At 54.7% G+C, this 16,196-nt stretch carries 12 protein-coding genes; 8 read left to right on the top strand and 4 right to left on the bottom strand.

From position 1 onward, the window contains the following. Positions 1-54: 54 nt before the first annotated feature. The 3 genes from WKJ03_RS00755 (at position 55) to WKJ03_RS00765 (ending at position 6,171) form a co-directional block, all read left to right on the top strand. Positions 55-1,764: an autotransporter assembly complex family protein gene (locus tag WKJ03_RS00755; RefSeq protein ID WP_337840240.1), complete on the top strand. Its 1,710-nt coding sequence runs from the start codon at positions 55-57 to the stop codon at positions 1,762-1,764. Continuing rightward, positions 1,761-5,444, top strand: a complete 3,684-nt coding sequence (locus tag WKJ03_RS00760) for a translocation/assembly module TamB domain-containing protein (protein WP_337840241.1) — start codon at positions 1,761-1,763, stop codon at positions 5,442-5,444. Before WKJ03_RS00755 ends, WKJ03_RS00760 begins: the two co-directional genes overlap by 4 nt. 94 nt (positions 5,445-5,538) lie before the next feature. Next, positions 5,539-6,171: a hypothetical protein gene (locus WKJ03_RS00765; RefSeq protein WP_337840242.1), complete on the top strand. Its 633-nt coding sequence runs from the start codon at positions 5,539-5,541 to the stop codon at positions 6,169-6,171. Positions 6,172-6,498: 327 nt separating this feature from the next. Here the strand turns inward: WKJ03_RS00765 and WKJ03_RS00770 are convergent, their stop codons facing one another. Genes WKJ03_RS00770 through WKJ03_RS00780 form a run of 3 tightly spaced genes read right to left on the bottom strand, consistent with a single transcriptional unit; the run spans position 6,499 to position 9,276 of the window. Then, a complete protein-coding gene (locus WKJ03_RS00770; protein WP_337840243.1) occupies positions 6,499-7,299 on the bottom strand; it encodes a methyltransferase in 801 nt (266 codons plus the stop codon). Further along, complete coding sequence (locus WKJ03_RS00775) at positions 7,274-8,029, bottom strand: Nif3-like dinuclear metal center hexameric protein (RefSeq protein WP_337840891.1); 756 nt, start codon at positions 8,027-8,029, stop codon at positions 7,274-7,276. Before WKJ03_RS00775 ends, WKJ03_RS00770 begins: the two co-directional genes overlap by 26 nt. A gap of 5 nt (positions 8,030-8,034) precedes the next feature. Beyond that, a complete protein-coding gene (locus WKJ03_RS00780; protein WP_337840244.1) occupies positions 8,035-9,276 on the bottom strand; it encodes a glycosyltransferase in 1,242 nt (413 codons plus the stop codon). Between the two features lie 134 nt (positions 9,277-9,410). On the opposite strand from WKJ03_RS00780, the gene WKJ03_RS00785 reads away from it, so the two are divergent. Then, the gene (locus tag WKJ03_RS00785) at positions 9,411-10,040 is read left to right on the top strand and encodes a hemolysin III family protein (RefSeq protein ID WP_337840245.1); all 630 of its coding nucleotides are present in this window, start codon (positions 9,411-9,413) and stop codon (positions 10,038-10,040) included. A 5-nt stretch (positions 10,041-10,045) separates the two neighbouring features. Here WKJ03_RS00785 and WKJ03_RS00790 read toward each other — a convergent pair whose 3' ends face one another. Beyond that, positions 10,046-13,300 carry an ATP-binding protein gene (locus tag WKJ03_RS00790; protein WP_337840246.1) on the bottom strand — a complete coding sequence of 1,085 codons (3,255 nt, stop codon included), beginning with the start codon at positions 13,298-13,300 and terminating at the stop codon, positions 10,046-10,048. A gap of 173 nt (positions 13,301-13,473) precedes the next feature. Here WKJ03_RS00790 and trxB point away from each other — a divergent pair, with 173 nt between their 5' ends. From trxB to infA, 4 genes are all read left to right on the top strand, one after another. Continuing rightward, on the top strand, positions 13,474-14,430 hold the full coding sequence (gene trxB, locus WKJ03_RS00795; RefSeq protein WP_337840247.1) for a thioredoxin-disulfide reductase: 957 nt from the start codon (positions 13,474-13,476) through the stop codon (positions 14,428-14,430). Between the two features lie 13 nt (positions 14,431-14,443). After that, complete coding sequence (gene aat / locus WKJ03_RS00800) at positions 14,444-15,166, top strand: leucyl/phenylalanyl-tRNA--protein transferase (RefSeq protein WP_337840248.1); 723 nt, start codon at positions 14,444-14,446, stop codon at positions 15,164-15,166. Beyond that, positions 15,159-15,860 carry an arginyltransferase gene (locus tag WKJ03_RS00805; RefSeq protein WP_337840249.1) on the top strand — a complete coding sequence of 234 codons (702 nt, stop codon included), beginning with the start codon at positions 15,159-15,161 and terminating at the stop codon, positions 15,858-15,860. Before aat ends, WKJ03_RS00805 begins: the two co-directional genes overlap by 8 nt. Positions 15,861-15,957: 97 nt before the next feature. Continuing rightward, positions 15,958-16,176: a translation initiation factor IF-1 gene (infA, locus tag WKJ03_RS00810; RefSeq protein ID WP_008610216.1), complete on the top strand. Its 219-nt coding sequence runs from the start codon at positions 15,958-15,960 to the stop codon at positions 16,174-16,176. The last annotated feature ends 20 nt before the right edge of the window (positions 16,177-16,196 follow it).

Genomic DNA, 16,196 nt, shown 5'->3' on the forward strand with positions numbered 1-16,196 from the left:
ACTCAGAGGAACACCGGATGCCTCTGATCCGGCCCAACAAAGGAAAGTTGTATTTTGTGGTCCAAGTTCGTCTTTGTCTTACTTATCGGCTACAGCACTCTGCTGCCGGCTCATCCCCAACTCCAGCTTCAAGGCGTGTCAGGCCCCTTGGCGGAAAATATCCAGTTGTACCTGGACCGCTTGCCCGACGCCAGCAATCTGGGCTCCCGTCGCTTTCAGAACCAATTGATCCGGGATGTGAAAACAGCAGCCCGGGCCATGGGGTATTACCGGGTCGATGTCAGCACTGAACTGAACGAGAGCGGCAAAAAGCCACGTTTACTGATTAAGGTGGAACCCGGCGATGCAGCCCGCTTTAAGGAAGTGCAGGTCACACTGCTTGGCGAAGCCAAAAACGATGCCGATTTTGCCGCCTTAATTAAGCAACATGCCCCTAAAGTGAATCACAGGGTGCATCATGGCCGTTACGAAAACCTGAAAAAGCAGTTAACCTCGCTGGCCATCCGCAAAGGCTATTTTCAGGCGAAACTGACACAACAGGAGCTGGCCGTGGCCCCCGCGCTGGGCCAGGGCTTTTTGCGGCTGACCTTCAATTCAGGCCGGCGCTTCAGTTTTGGTGAAGTAACCTTTAGTGGCAGCCAGATCCGCCATGAACGTCTGCAATCATTAATGCCTTTTCAGGCTGGCGATCCCTATCTGGCCAGCCATTTAGGTGAACTGCAGCAGAAACTCGCAGAAAGTGGCTGGTTTGCCAGCATTGAAGTAGAAGTGGATGACCCCCAGGATCCAGACCAGCCGCTGCAGGTCCGGGTCACCTTAAGCCCGCAGATCCGTAACACAGTGGAGACTGGTGTCGGCTACTCCACCGACCTGGGCCCCCGGCTTAAACTGAACTGGAACAAACCCTGGCTGAATGACAAAGGCCACAGCCTGAGCAGCAAAATGTCATTATCAGGCCCTGAACAAAGCCTGGAAGCTGGCTATAAATTACCTCAGCAAAATGTCAGCGACGATTTTTATCTGGTCAATGCAGGTATCAAAACAACCAATCTGGAAGACACCAACAGTGCTGAATACAATATGGCGCTGGAACGTCATTGGTTATTGGGCAATGGCTGGTACAGGGTGGCGTCGGTGCGCTGGCTGTATGAAGACTATACCCAGGGCACGGACTCGGGCAGCGCCAACCTGATCATGCCAGGTCTTGGCTTTAACCGCGCAGGCGACAGCGGCGGTAGCATGCCGGAACAGGCGTACCGTTATCTGGTTAACGCCGAAGTGTCGGATCCAGCCTGGGGGTCGGACGAACGTTTTGTCCGGCTGCGGGCCCGCACTGGCTGGATTGGCTCTTTTTCGGTCGACCAGCGCTGGCTGATCAAATTGGATGCTGGTGCCGTACTGATGAAGTCGGTGTTGGCGTTGCCCCCCTCGCTGCGTTTTTTTGCCGGTGGTGATAACAGCATCCGGGGTTACTCCTTTGAAAGTATTTCTCCGGTTGCCGAGGACGGCACCTTAACAGGCGCCCGTTACCTGGCAACAGCCGCGTTGGAGTATCAGCACCGGCTGTCCGGCAACTGGTGGCTTGCCAGTTTCTTTGATGCTGGCAGCGCCTGGAACGACAAGCGTGACCTTTACCGTGGCGCCGGTTTTGGTGTGCGTTGGGCCTCGCCGGTTGGCCCGGTCCGGCTGGATTTTGCCTGGGGACTGGATTTGCCAACGGGCCGTGAATTTCAACTGCATTTTGCGCTAGGGCCAGAGTTATGAGCCGTCTCTCTTTGAAAAAAGCCTTATTACTGCTGGTGTTAGTACTGCTGCTTTGCTTGCTGAGCCTGTCCTACAGCACTGTGCTGTTGCGCTTTATGGTCTCTGTCGTGCTGCCTGACGATCAGAGTATTCAAATTGGTGAACTGCAGGGGTCTCTGGCTGAAGGGATCCAACTTCAGAGGGTGCAGGTACAACGGCCTGAAGCCCAGGTCCTGATTGACCACCTGAACAGCAGGATCGACTGGCGTTGTTTGGGGCATTTTGAGCTTTGTGTGTCCGAATTGCGCATTGACGGGCTGTCCGTGATCCTGCCTGAGCGCAGCAGCACCGCAGAACAGGCGGACTCCCCGCCCCCTCTGCAGCTGCCTGCCGTGCGACTGGATGCGCTGAGCCTGAATGGATTTGTGCTGCGCCAGGGTGAGATGGAAATCCGGCTGCACCAGTTGCAAAGTGCTGTCACATTGCGCGGTGCTAAGATTCGGGTGCAGCCGACTCAACTGCAGCAGTTGCAGATAAAACTGCCCAAAAGCGCCCCCCAATCCCACACCAGCACAGCTCCCTGGTGGCAATATCAGCCACTCCAGCTGAGCCCCCTGCCACTGCCACTTCAGCTTGAGCTTGGTCTGCTCGATCTGGATCGGCTGCAGCTGAGCGGCGACACCGAACTTGAACTGAAGGCGTTGAAGCTGCAACTGGATGCAGGATCAGCAGCACTCAGGCTGCATCAGTTGTCTTTTCAGTACCAGCAGTGGCAACTGCAAGGCGAGATGCAGCTGCAAAACAGCGCCCCTTTTGCATTGCAGGGTCAGTTCAGTCTGCAAAGCCCTGAACAACAGCTTCAAGGCCAGGTGACAGGCTCGTTGCAACAACTGGAACTCCAGGCCAGCGCCAGCGGCGTGCAACAGGCCGAGCTGACCGCCAGGCTTGGGTTGTTGCAGAGTGAACTGCCACTGTCAGTCCAGTTGCAGGCCAGGGCCTTGCAATGGCCATTACGGGGCCAAGCCGACTGGCAGCTGCGCGACTCCCGCCTCAGTGCCGAAGGCACTTTGGCCAAATTCGCACTGGAGCTGCACAGCCAGGGCCACAGCCTTCAAACAGGTCAAAGCAAGTTATCATTGCAGGCCGCTTTCCAGGCCCCCCTGTTGAGCTGGTCTTCGTTGCAATTCAGCTCCGAGCAAGGGGCGGTGCAAAGCGAGGGGCAGCTCAATCTGCAGGAGCAGAGTCTGAGCACGTCACTTGCTGCGCAAGACATCCGGCTGGAGCCCTGGTGGCCCGATTACCCGGGCAGCCTGAATACCAGACTGCAGTTGCAAGGGTCCTATCAGGCCAAAGGCTGGCAATTGGAACTGACTCAGTTGGAGGCATCCGGTCGGATCCGCCAACAGCCTTTGCAGTTACAGGGCGCTCTGAGCCTGGCTGGTACAACAGACTCCATTGACAAGTTCAACACCCCGGGCCTGGAACTGCGCCATGGTGGCAATACATTGACGGCATCCGGCCAGCTGACCGACCAATGGCAGGTTCTGCTGCACCTGAACGCGCCGGATTTGGCCCAAAGCCTGGCTGGCAGCAAAGGCCAGCTGACGGGTTCAGTCACAGTGACAGGACCACAGCAGCACCCGGCTTTGCAACTCGACCTGACTGGCGAACAATTACGTTACCAGCGAGATTACCGGCTGGACCAGCTGCGGCTGACCGGTTCACTGGACAGTCAGGACTGGCAACACCAGCTCGAACTTCAGTCAGGCTCAGGGCGTCTATTCGGGGAGAAACTCAATTCTGCCCAGCTCCTGCTGCAAGGCAACCAAAAACAAAGTGGGGCGATACTGCAACTGGACACTGACGCGGTGCAGGCCCAGCTGCAGTTGCAGGCCAAAGCCCAAAAACCTGATATGTGGCAAGTGCAACTGAATCAGGCACAACTGATCACCCCGGTTGGCCCCTGGACTCTGGTCGACTCAGCCACAGCGGAGCTGGACCTGTCGGCTGAACAACTGCGGTTCTCCGGCCAATGCTGGCAGTCCAGCCCGGCCGAACTCTGCCTGCAGCCAAGTCCCTGGTTATCCAGAGCCCAGGGAGCCCTGCAACTGCAGCTGCAGAAGTTTGAACTGGCGCAGTTACAGAGCTGGTTAACCGACGAACAACAACTCAGCGGGACCTCGGCCTTGACTGCAGGTGCAGAGTGGAAACCAGGCCAGCCATTGCAGGCCAGCCTTGAGCTGACAGGCAGTGACGGGCGCTGGCAACAACGTCAGGTCAGCCCCATCACCTTAGCCTGGCAAGGCTGGAAGCTTCAGGCCAGCCTCCGACACAACAAGCTTAGCGGCACCGCAGACATTCGTTTTACCGACCAGGCTTATGTAACAGCCCGGCTGCAACTGCCCGATATCACAGAACAGGACAAAAGGCTGGATGCCGGGTTCAGCCTGCATCAAGTGGATTTAAGCACGCTCAAAAGCCTGCTGCCGGATCAGACTGAGTTTGCGGCTTTGCTCAATGGTGAAGTCCAGCTTTCTGGTGTGGCCAGCCACCCCAGACTCGCCGGCCAGATCCGCCTGACGGATATCCGCATGCATGGGGTGCATGCCCCAATGGATATCGATCAGGCACAGCTGCAGTTAGACCTGCGTCAACATAACGCTCAGTTGTCCGGCCAGTTGCAGAGTGGGTCGGGCCAGGCACAACTGTCCGGTTACGCTGATTGGTTTGATTTCACCAACTACCAGGCCCGGCTGGCACTGACAGGCCAGCAGTTACCGCTCAACCTGCCACAAGGCCAGGTCACGGTCAGTCCGGAGTTGACAGTGCTGGCACAAAACAGCAGCCTGGCGCTGCAAGGTACAGTGCAGGTACCGCAAGCCCACCTGGCGATTGACGATTTACCTGCCTCTGCAGTGCAGGTCTCAGACGATGAGCTGATCCTGAATAAGGATCTGGAAATCCGCCGTGCGGCTGAACAGTCCAGCCTGACACTGAGCAGCGAGATCCGGCTGGTATTAGGGGAGCATGTCAAGTTGCAGGCTTTTGGTTTAAAGAGCAGGCTCAAAGGTCAGTTGCTGTTTTCTCAACGTGGCGCCAACCAGGCACTGAAAGGAGAAGTGAATCTGCTGGACGGCACTTTCCGCTCTTATGGCCAGGATTTGCAGATCCGCAAAGGCAAACTGATGTTTAATGGCCCCGTTGATCAACCTTACCTGACCATTGAAGCCATCCGCAATCCGGACAATACCGAAGACAACGTGATAGCCGGCATTCGGGTCACGGGCCCGGCGGATGCCGCCAGTGCCACTATCTTTTCACAGCCAGGTAAACCTCAGGCCAATGCGTTGGCTTATCTGCTGACCGGCCGCGATTTAAATACTGACTCGGCCGGTGGCAACCCCTTAACCACCAGTCTGATTGGCATAGGCATTGCCAACAGCGACGGCCTGGTCAGTTCAGTCGGTGAAGCCCTGGGTTTTGAGCAAGTGACGCTCGATACCAAAGGCGCAGGAGACAATTCCCAGGTTACGGTCAGCGGTTATTTGTCGCCCAAGCTGCAACTAAAGTACGGGGTCGGCATTTTTAACTCCCTGGGCGAATTTACTTTGCGCTACGAGCTGATGAAAAGCCTGTACCTCGAAGCGGTGCGAGGTTTGGACAATGCCGTCGACCTGCTTTATAAATTTGAATTTGATTAAGGGCTGAGCTTCTGGCAACACCAGCAATTGTTTAAATTTTAACCCCATGTTACATTGAAATCTGGTTGACTTTTAAACAAAAGCTGGTAAGGGCATGAGCAAAGAAAGAGGCCTCAGCAGTGACGAGTCCGATTATTTCGCCGAAATTTTCAGTCACGACGAAAAAATAGAAGTGTCGGGGCCACGTGATATCAGTCACATGCTGTCTGTCACGTCGGAAGTGCCGCAACTGATCAGCACCCTGCTGGGCAAAGCCAGCTTTACCTTGCTGGCAGAAGTGGGCCCCTACAAGCTCTGGTTTCCGCTGGATATCAGCCTGAATGAGGCTGGCGAACCCTTGCCTGTTCTCGGTATTCCGGAAGTGGAAGATCATTCAGGACAACAGCGCAGCTGGCGGTTGATGCACCCGAAAGATTTACAACTTAATAATGGCAGTCTGGCCGGTAAGGTCCGCATTCAGTCCGTTTCAAGTACAGGACTGGCATTAGAGTGCGACAGGCAAAGTACCGCCAGTCTGCTGATGCAGCAAAAACAATTGCATCTGAGTTTACCTGACGGGCAAGACATCCATCTCAACATTGAGTTTGTGCGACAGGAACACCACCTGCTGGCCACCCGGATCCATGCCAACAAAACCAACAGGGAACGCTTAAGGCAATACCTGTTTCAGAACCATCGCCAGTACTACCAGGAGCTGTATCGCAGCACCGAAACTCTGGATCAATAGATAAAAAAATGCCCGGCTGTTCAGCCGGGCGAGGAACGTGGTCTTTGGATGGGCAAAGACTTTGTTGGCAGCAGCACCAGAACCTTGCAGCTGCCCAGGGTCACAACATGTAATACGCTGACGGACTGCATCAGCTGTTGAGTTAGCCAACCGGATGGGTCAAATCCGTTTGGAGAAGTAGTGCAGACCTCCCACCAACCCATCAAATGATAACCGTTCGCATTACGAGAATCATCATATCAGTTTTTTGCACTGGCGCAACACACAAATGAGAATTTTTCTCATTTATTTTTTAACCACAAGCTTCGTATCCCTGCAGCAGCGTCTTCAGACCGCTTTGAGTAATAAATGCTGATAACGCCCCAAGGAAGCATAAGGTTCCTGACGGTTAAACATGAGCTCCACTTGCAATAACTGCTCATATTCGGTCTCTTGTTCGGAGCGATCACGCAAATAGTCGTGAAAACAACGCACGCCTGTTTTCTGTTCAATGATAAAACCCGCCTGCTGACACCACAAAGCGACCAACTCCGGCTGCAGCGGGTTTTGCGGACTGAGCCTGACTTTCTTTTTAAAGGTCAGGTCCCGCAGCACATAGTTAAAATTGCCGTAAATGATATTGCTCAGCCGTTTGGCATCCTTGTTATAGAACATCAAAGAAACCAAACCGCCCGGAGCCACCAACTGACGCAATTGCGCTATGGCTTCGGCCGGTTGCTCCAGCCATTCCAGCACTGCATGGCACAACACCACAGGAAAAGCCGGCCAGCCCTGAGCCGTCAGCTGCTGCAGCGGTAACTGGTGGCATTCGATCTGCAGTTGCTGTGCATCGGCGCGTTGCTGTGCCAGTTGCAACATCTCAGCAGACAAATCCGTCAGGGTCAGCTGATGACCACGGCTGGCCAGCTCCAGCGCAAGCTGGCCCTGCCCGGCTCCCACATCCAGAATGCGGCAGGGCCGGGATAACTCAGGCCGTTCCAACAAATCCCGCAACAACACCGCCTGACGTAATTTACCTTTGCTGGTGTCGTAGATATTTTTGGCAAATTTGCCAGCAATACCATCAAAACTCTGATCCTGCATTTTTTTCGCCACAGACACCTCAGGCCGGATTATCAATATCGACAAAATGACAACGAACCCCGGTCTGAGCTTCGATAAATGCGGCCAAAGCGGCAATACCATAACGTTCAGTGGCATGATGGCCGGCCGCCATAAAATCAATGCCAAGCTCACGGGAGCTGTGAATCGTCTGCTCTGACACTTCGCCGCTGACAAAGAGCTCAGCCCCCGCCTGATAAGCCGCATCAATATAGGACTGACCTCCGCCAGTGCACCAGGCCAGCGTCCGTACTGGCTTGTTCAGCACCGAATTATGCAACACGGCGCGGCCTAACTCCTGTTCCAGACGACGGGCAATGACCTCGGCCGGCACGGCTTGCTCCAACTGCCCCTGCATCAACACCCCCACAGGGCTGACGCCGGGCACCGCCGAAAACTGACGTAGCCCGAGCTTTTGTGCCAGTTGCGCGTTATTGCCCAAAACAGGATGCACATCCAGTGGCAAATGGTATGCCAGCAGGTTGATGTCATGACGCAGCAGCGTTTGCAGACGGCGCTTTTTAATACCGGTAATTTGTGGCTCTTCGTTTTTCCAGAAGTAGCCATGGTGCACCAGCACAGCATCGGCACCCAGTTCGACCGCTTTATCCAGCAAGGCCTGAGACGCAGTCACCCCTGCGACAATGCAGCGGATCTCCGCTTTGCCTTCGACCTGCAACCCATTGGGGCAATAGTCACGGATTTGACTGCTTTGCAGTTGCTGTTCTATCAGGGCCAGCAGTGCTGAGCGCTCAATAAGACTCATGATGAAATCTCCTGTTTAAGCGCAGCCAGAGCGGTTTTGGCTTCAATCCACTGCGCCATGTATTGGGTGCTGCGCTGATGATGCAAATTCAGCATAGCCCCGGTAAAGTTGTTCAGCCTGTGTGCCGGTAAGTGCTGCAGCAACTGTGTCAGACGTTGCCAGAACAGCTCCGCCTGCCCTGCCCCAAAACGGTGTTGCACCAGCGCATACCCTTGTAGCTGTTTGTGCTGCCACAACTCCTTCTGCTGGTACAAAGCCACCACAGCGCTGATCAGGCTGTCCTCGTCTTCAGCCACAGCACCAGGCCAGTCAGCGCTGTCAGCAATACCTTCAGCGCCCACCCTGGTGGTGACACTGGGGGTTCCAGTGCGCATGGCTTCCACCAATTTGCCTTTGAGCCCGGCCCCAAAGGGCAATGGTGCCAGCAACAGCCGGGCTTGTTGCAACACCAGCTGCGCATCCTGTGCCCAGCCTTTGATAAAAAAGCCTTGTTTTGGTGCATGCAACTGCGTGGCTTTGGGTGGTGGGTAAGCCCCATAAATATGCAGCTCTACTCCGGGTAAACGCTGACGCAGCGCAGGCCAGAGTTTTTTCAGCCACAACACAGCCTGCCAATTGGGTTCATGACGGAAATTACCGATAAACACCAGATTGCGCCGCTCGTCAAAAGCCGGCGCAGCGGCTGGCGGCTGATCAAACCAAAATGGGCAATAGTGCAGCAGGCTCTGTGGCACCGCAAACTGCTGCTGTAGCAGCTGCAGTTCAACCTCTGAAATAATCAGGCTCAGATCCGAACGGTAGATAGCCGCCACTTCACGCTGGGCGGTTTCACCGGACAAATCCGCTTGAGTAACAGGCCGCTGCGCTTTATAGGCCTGCTGCCTGGCCTGCCGTAAAAAATGCAGGTCTTCGGTATCAAGCAGCCGCAGTGCGTCCGGGCAGACGTTGGCCACCCGCCAACCAAACTGTTCTTCCAGCATAAAACGGTCAAACATTACCACCTGGGGCTGCCAGCACTGCAGTTGGTGATCAAAACTGCTGTCATTGAGCTGGACCTGTTGCTCTTCAATCCCCAGTTCAGGCAAGTTGACCCGATGCAGCCCCTGCTCTGCCGGGCTGGCAAAAATGACCCGCCAGCCTTTTTGCCGGAACAGCTTCAGCAACGCCAGCATACGCCATCCAGCCGCCGATGAATTTGGCTCAGGCCAGACATAACCCAACACCAGAAGAGTATCCATCTGTCACCACTGTAAAAAAGCCGACAGTTTACCTTGTCCTGGCCAAAAGCACGACAGCCGTCTGCGATGAAAAGCTCTGGCTGGCATGACCAGTCCGGTGTTAGGATCCGGTACGCTTTTTTTAAGGACGTCCGATGCAAGTCTCCAGTTACAGCAAAGTGGAAGAAATCAGCCACAGTGTCAGTCATGGCCTGGGCTTTGCCGCCAGTGTGGCGGGTTTGGTCCTGTTACTGCAGGCAAGCGGCAGCGACGGCTGGCGTCTGGCCAGCGCCCTGGTCTTTGGTTTGAGTTTGTGCCTGCTGTATGCCAGCTCGACCTGTTACCACGCCTGTCAGGCGGCTGCATGGAAACGCCGGCTGCGCAAGCTGGACCACTGCGCCATTTTTATTCTGATTGCTGGTACCTATACCCCTTTTACCCTGATCAGCCTGCGCGAATACGGTGGCTGGTGGCTGTTTGGGGTGGTCTGGACTTTAGCGCTGCTTGGTGTGGTCCTGAAGCTGTTTACCACAGGCAAACTGCAAAAGTTGTCTGTGGCTATGTATCTACTGATGGGCTGGCTGATCCTGGTCAAGCTGGACACCATGCTGGCCCAGGTCAGCAGTGACGGTTTATGGTGGCTGCTGGCGGGGGGGTTGTGTTATTCGCTGGGCGTGGCTTTTTATGTCCGCAAATCGATGTTTATGCACCATCTGATCTGGCATTTGTTTGTGCTGGCAGGCAGCGCCTGTCACTTTTTGGCCATTTACCTCTATGTCATTTAACCCGATCAGTCCGTTGAGTCCGCCAACCGCAACTCAAACCAAAAGGTACTGCCCTGGCCGGTCTGGCTGTAAAAGCCAATTTGCCCCTGGTGCGCTTCAATAATACTTTTGCAAATGGTCAGGCCAAGCCCTGTCCCCTCCGTTTTTCGGCTGCTGGAACTGTCCGCCTGCGAGAACTTTTCAAAGACCCGGCTGCGAAATTCATCGCTGATGCCACAGCCCTGATCCTGCACCTCCAAACGGGCTTTTTGATCTTTGGTAAAAAGCGTCAACTGAACGGACTGGCCTGATTCTGAAAACTTAATGGCATTGGACAACAGGTTATCCAGCACCTGGCGTAACCGGCCTGCATCCGCAAGCACCACGCAGGGTTGCAGCTTCATATGCACTGCCACCTGATACTCTTGTGCATAAGGATTGAAGGCATGCACAGCCTCTGTCACCAGCTGTGCCAAATCCAGCTGGATCGGGTGCAACTGAAAGTGGCCTGATTCAAACTTCTGGACATCAAGCAAATCATTGATCAGGGTAGACAACCGCTCCGCATTCCCGAGGGCTGTCTGCAGCAGTTGCTGATAATGCTCTGACGTGGGTGCAACAGCGCCAGAGGCCACCAGACCTACAGCCCCCCGAATGGAGGTCAGTGGAGTGCGCAGTTCATGGCTGACGGTCGAGATAAACTCATCCTTGAGTCGGTTCAGTCGGGTCAGTTCATGGTTATTTTCCGCCAGTCTGGCCAGGCTCTGCTCCAGTTGACGTGACCGCAATGATAAAGTCACGGAACTATCCTCTAACTCTTTGGTGCGCTGCGTCACCATAGTTTCCAGTGCCATCTGCGTATGAGCGCGATCCTGCACAGACTGCTGTAATAATTTGTTGATTTGACGGATATGTCGCAGCCGGTAGCCATGTGCTGCGACCACCAGCAACAGCAACAGCAACGCCGCCATGGCCATCACTTCAGTGCGTTGCCACCAATGTGGCAATACCCGGATCCTCAGTTGCCTGGGCTCCGGATGGAAGAAGCCGTGCTGATTCGACCCATTGAAAACAAACCGGTAGTGACCGGCGGGCAACTGGTGATAGAGCACCCGGGTTCGCCCCTGGCTGTATTGCCATTCCGAATCAATACCTTCCAGCAGATACCTGAATTGATTGCGTTGTGGCTCATGAAAATCGAGGCTGGCCAGGCTCAGTTCCACGTCCTGACCTGGCTCCAGCTGAAGTTCAGGCCAGTCGTGCTGCAGAATAGCTGGTTTTAACGGGGTAGAACCAATACGCACCGCACTGACCCGTACCTGAGGCGGCTGTCGATTCAGCCAGAGTGCTGCCGGCCTTACCAGAACCAGGCCGCCAGCCGTGCCCAGATACAACTCCCCCTCGGCAGAGGCTGACCAGACGTTAAACAACATCTCATCATTAAGCAGGCCGTCCGACTGACCGAATCCCACCCAAAGGGGTTGCTGATAAGGTTTGAATTTCAGGCCTTTGGCCGTCATCAGCCAGATATTTTGCTGCGCGTCGGTATAAGCCCCCAATAAAGGCAGCCTGGGCCCGTCTCTCTGTATGGTCAGTTCAGTGATCTGCCGCTGTTTGAGGTCCACCTGCAGCAGCCGCTCTGAACTACAGAGCAGGACGGTCTGATCAGGGCCCCTGGCGATACACTGGATATCGGCTCTTTGCTGCTCAGTACTCTGCAACAGAGTTGCCAGGTTATGCAGCTGCCCGGTTTTCAGGTCCAGCACAAAGGTGCCTGAGTAGCGGGTGCCAATCCAGAGCTGTTGCTCTATCAGTGCCATACTCTGCACCGCATCCCCCAGTCGTTGTTGCAGCTCGTTTTCCAGATAATACTGCCACTGCCCGTCAGGCTTTAGTTGTAACACCCCCCGCTGCCACAACCCCAGCCACAGACTGCCGTCCTGCGAACTCAGTACATCCCGGACATTCAGCAAGCCTGAAGCCTGCAAAGCTGTGCTGCCTTGCCAGGGGAGTAGTTGAGCGGTGGATTCGTTATAACGCCAGAGTCCAACGTCCGTCCCCACCCACAGCTGCCCGGCCTGATCGCGCCGGATGGCATTCACCCGGCTTTGCACCGAAAAAGCCTGCACCAGCGTCGGTTGCCGGCTGATACGATACACAGCATCCGAAGTCCCCAGCCACACCACCTTGTCCTCCGCCAACACAGAGGTTGGCGTCAGTTGAGCGACCTTGGACAGTTGTGGACCCCAACTGTCCAAACTGCGAAAAGCAGAACCGCTGTAACGGCCGTAAAACAGCCCTTTTTCCCGGCTGCCCGCCCATAACAGCCCCGTCTTATCAATCATCAGACTGCGGACATTGACGCCGGGCAACAACAGGTCCGACTGGTCAAAGCCGATCAGACGGGCGCGTTTTGGATCGAAACGGTAAATGCCATCAAAGGTGGCCAGCAGCAATTGACCGTCCGGCTCAGCTAACACTGCATTGATCAATGGGAATTGATCTGGCAGCGGCATGTCAGCAGCCTGCATCGACAGGGTGTTCAGTGCCACCAGGCGGTTTCTGGCCACCACCCACAGAATGCCATCCTGCAGATGCAGAGCCCGCACTTCAACCTGATTGAGCTGTGGCACCATCACAGCAGCACTCAGCCCCGCCGTGTCACTGTACCAATGCAAGCCCTGACTGGTGGCAATCCAGATACGGCCATCCAGGCTCTGACGGACAGCCCATACCCGCTGCGATACCAGACTTTGCGGCTGGTCCGGGCGGCCTATCGAATGCAGGCTGCCATCTGGATCCAGCCGCTGCAAACCGTCTCTGCAGCCAATCCACAGACGTTTGGATGCATCCAGAAACAGGGATTGAATAAAATTACTGTGAAGCGCCAACGCGGAGTCTGCCGCCGTAGAATAATGCGACAACACGCCAGTGGAAACATCCAGCCGACTGAGCCCCATGCCCCAGGTGCCAAGCCAAAGCTGACCATCAGCAAGCAACATAGCGTCAATATCAGGCACAGTGCTGGTTTTCCCCTCTTGTGTCGCATGCAACTCAAAAGTTTCAAAACTGTAGCCGTCATAACGTAACAGACCTGTATTGGTCGAACCCAGCCAAATGTACCCTGCATCATCCTGCAAAATTTGGTAAATGCTGGCATTGGGCAAACCGTCATCCACTCGCAGACGAGTCATTGCACTGACGTTTAACGCCGGGCCCAGCATCAGTGCCGTGACCCAACATAGAACCCGCAGTACCCTACTGCTTAAAGAGGCTATCATCCGCACCTCAGTTCCTATAAGTGACAAGTGGAACTCGTAAAGAAACAATACCATAGCAGCACAGATTTCCCAGTCTTGGGGGATAAATTGCAAACTGTGGCTTTATCTGCCTGTTGCAATCCCCTAGAATCGGCCCCATAGAACAGGCAGACAAATGAATTGCGGAGTAAAGCATGTCAGAGATTAAACACAGCCGTTTATTAATTTTGGGTTCTGGCCCTGCGGGCTACACAGCGGCCGTGTACGCCGCCCGCGCCAATCTGCAACCTGTGCTGCTGACCGGTATGCAGGCGGGTGGACAACTGACCACCACCACCGAAGTGGAGAACTGGCCTGGCGACCCACATGGTTTAACGGGTCCTGCCCTGATGGAGCGGATGAAAGCTCACGCAGAAACCTTTAACACCGAAATTGTTTTCGACCACATTCATACGGTCAATCTGCTGCAACGCCCTTTCCTGTTGACCGGTGACAATGGTCAGTACAGCTGTGATGCGCTGATCATCGCCACAGGCGCTTCAGCCAAATACCTGGGGCTGCCTTCTGAGCAGGCCTATAGTGGTCGCGGGGTGTCTGCCTGTGCCACCTGCGATGGTTTTTTCTACCGGAATCAAAAAGTGGCCGTCATTGGTGGTGGTAATACCGCCGTCGAGGAAGCCTTGTATCTGTCCAATATTGCCGCCGAAGTGCATCTGGTGCACCGCCGTGACAGCTTTAAAGCAGAGAAAATTCTGATTGACCGTCTGATGGCCAAAGTGGAATCCGGCACTATCAAGTTGCACCTGCACCGTGAACTGGAAGAAGTGTTAGGTGATGAGATGGGCGTGACCGGTATGCGGTTAAAATCCACCAATGGTCAGCCAACTGACGAGGTGGCTGTCGCAGGCGTATTTATTGCCATTGGTCACAAGCCCAATACCGACATTTTTGCTGGCCAGTTGGAGATGAACAATGGTTACCTGACAGTGCAAAGCGGCACTGAAGGCAATGCCACCCAAACCAGCATCGCAGGTGTGTTTGCTGCAGGTGATGTCGCTGACCATATTTACCGGCAGGCTATTACGTCGGCTGGCAGTGGTTGTATGGCGGCACTGGATGCAGAACGTTACCTGGACGCATTAAGCAAATAAGGATGCGGCGGACGTGGTGATTTATCTTCCTGAATTGTCCGCCGACCCCAGTCAATTTCCATCGCCTGAGCAGGCCATGACTGAACCGGACGGCCTGCTTGCCATGGGTGGCGATTTATCTGTTACCCGCTTACAACAGGCTTATCGACAAGGTATATTTCCCTGGTTCAGTGAAGGCGACCCCTTGTTATGGTGGAGCCCTTCGTGCCGTGCCACCTTTGAACCCGGCAGCCTGAGCCCCAACCGGACCTTACGCAAGCAGTTGGGTAAACATCGTTACCGTATCCTGCTCAACCAACATTTTACCAAAGTGATCCAAGGCTGCAGCGACCCCAGACCAACCCAGCAGGGCACCTGGATTTTACCTGAAATGCAACAGGCCTATCTGGCTATGCACCAGGCCGGTCTGGCACATTGTGTCGAAGTCTGGCGTGATGACGAGCTGGTGGGGGGCTGCTATGGTGTACAGACAGGGTTGCTGTTTTGTGGTGAATCCATGTTTAACCGTGAAGCCAATGCCGCCAAAATTGCTGTCTGCGCGCTGCAGTACCAACTGCAACGTTATGGTGGCGGCTGGATAGACTGCCAGTTAATGAATCCGTTTTTACAGCAGCTGGGCGCCACTTCGATCAGCAGGACTGCGTATTTGCAGCGTTTGTCTGAACTCGGTCAGCTGCAATTGCAACCGGGCTGCTGGGCAAGCACAGAATTGCCGGAGCTGTGGTGGCATGAGTGATTTAAAGCTGGGGGTCAGCTATCCGCAGCGCTGCCACTACCTTGAAGGGCAAGAAGAGCGTTTGCTGTTTACCCTGCCCGACCAGCCGATCAGCATGGCACTGTATCAGCAACTGATCGGCTACAACTTCCGCCGTAGCGGCGATCAGCTGTACACCACCTATTGCGACAACTGCCGGGCCTGTCAGTCCGTGCGGCTGGATCTGCAGGAGTTCAGTCCCAGCCGCTCGCAGCGCCGCTTATGGCAACGTGCCAAAGCAGCAGGCTGGAGTTACCGCTTAAGTGCAGTCGCCGATGAAGAGCGCTATTACCCGTTGTATCAGCGGTATATTGAATCGAAACACCGTGACGGCAGCATGTATCCGCCCAGCCCGGAGCAAATGCGCTACCTGTGGCAAAGCCAGTGGCAGCAGGTCATGTTTCTGGAGCAATACCAGCACCAAACCCTGGTGGGAGTGACAGTGGTGGATATGTTGAGTGAGCAGTGTTCTGCGGTCTATAGCTTTTACTGTTGGCCACATAAACTCAGCCTGGGTCAACTGGCCATTCTGGCGCTGGCCGATCACAGCCTGTCGCATGGCATCCGTTATCTCTATTTGGGCTATTACGTCGCCGACTGTGCAAAAATGAATTACAAAGACAAGTTTCGCCCGCAACAACGTTTTATTGCCGGAAAATGGCACCACTTTGGCTAAATCTGTCTCTGTTGCTTTACTTATGCGGTGGTTTTCGGCAAAATCTGCGGCAGTTTTTTGACCTGACGAATTTTAAATAAGAGGCTGGCGCGCTTAGATGGCGAAAGAAGACGTAATTGAAATGCAAGGGACCATTCTGGATACCCTGCCAAACACTATGTTCAAAGTAGAGCTGGAAAACGGTCACGTGGTGATCGCCCATATTTCCGGCAAAATGCGCAAGAACTATATTCGTATTCTGACCGGTGACAAAGTCACTGTGGAACTGACCCCGTACGATCTGACCAAAGGCCGTATCGTTTTCCGTCAGCGCTAACAGCGTATAACGAAAAAAAC

This window comes from Rheinheimera sp., assembly GCF_037442525.1.
In the GTDB taxonomy this organism is placed as follows: Bacteria; Pseudomonadota; Gammaproteobacteria; order Enterobacterales; family Alteromonadaceae; genus Pararheinheimera.

Bases quoted from the DNA above. Each gene is read 5' to 3' on its own strand.
- WKJ03_RS00760 (WP_337840241.1), top strand. From the start codon at position 1,761: ATGAGCCGTCTCTCTTTGAAAAAAGCCTTATTACTGCTGGTGTTAGTA.
- WKJ03_RS00765 (WP_337840242.1), top strand. From the start codon at position 5,539: ATGAGCAAAGAAAGAGGCCTCAGCAGTGACGAGTCCGATTATTTCGCC.
- WKJ03_RS00780 (WP_337840244.1), bottom strand. From the start codon at position 9,276: ATGGATACTCTTCTGGTGTTGGGTTATGTCTGGCCTGAGCCAAATTCA.
- WKJ03_RS00785 (WP_337840245.1), top strand. From the start codon at position 9,411: ATGCAAGTCTCCAGTTACAGCAAAGTGGAAGAAATCAGCCACAGTGTC.
- WKJ03_RS00790 (WP_337840246.1), bottom strand. From the start codon at position 13,300: ATGATAGCCTCTTTAAGCAGTAGGGTACTGCGGGTTCTATGTTGGGTC.
- trxB (WP_337840247.1), top strand. From the start codon at position 13,474: ATGTCAGAGATTAAACACAGCCGTTTATTAATTTTGGGTTCTGGCCCT.
- WKJ03_RS00805 (WP_337840249.1), top strand. From the start codon at position 15,159: ATGAGTGATTTAAAGCTGGGGGTCAGCTATCCGCAGCGCTGCCACTAC.
- infA (WP_008610216.1), top strand. From the start codon at position 15,958: ATGGCGAAAGAAGACGTAATTGAAATGCAAGGGACCATTCTGGATACC.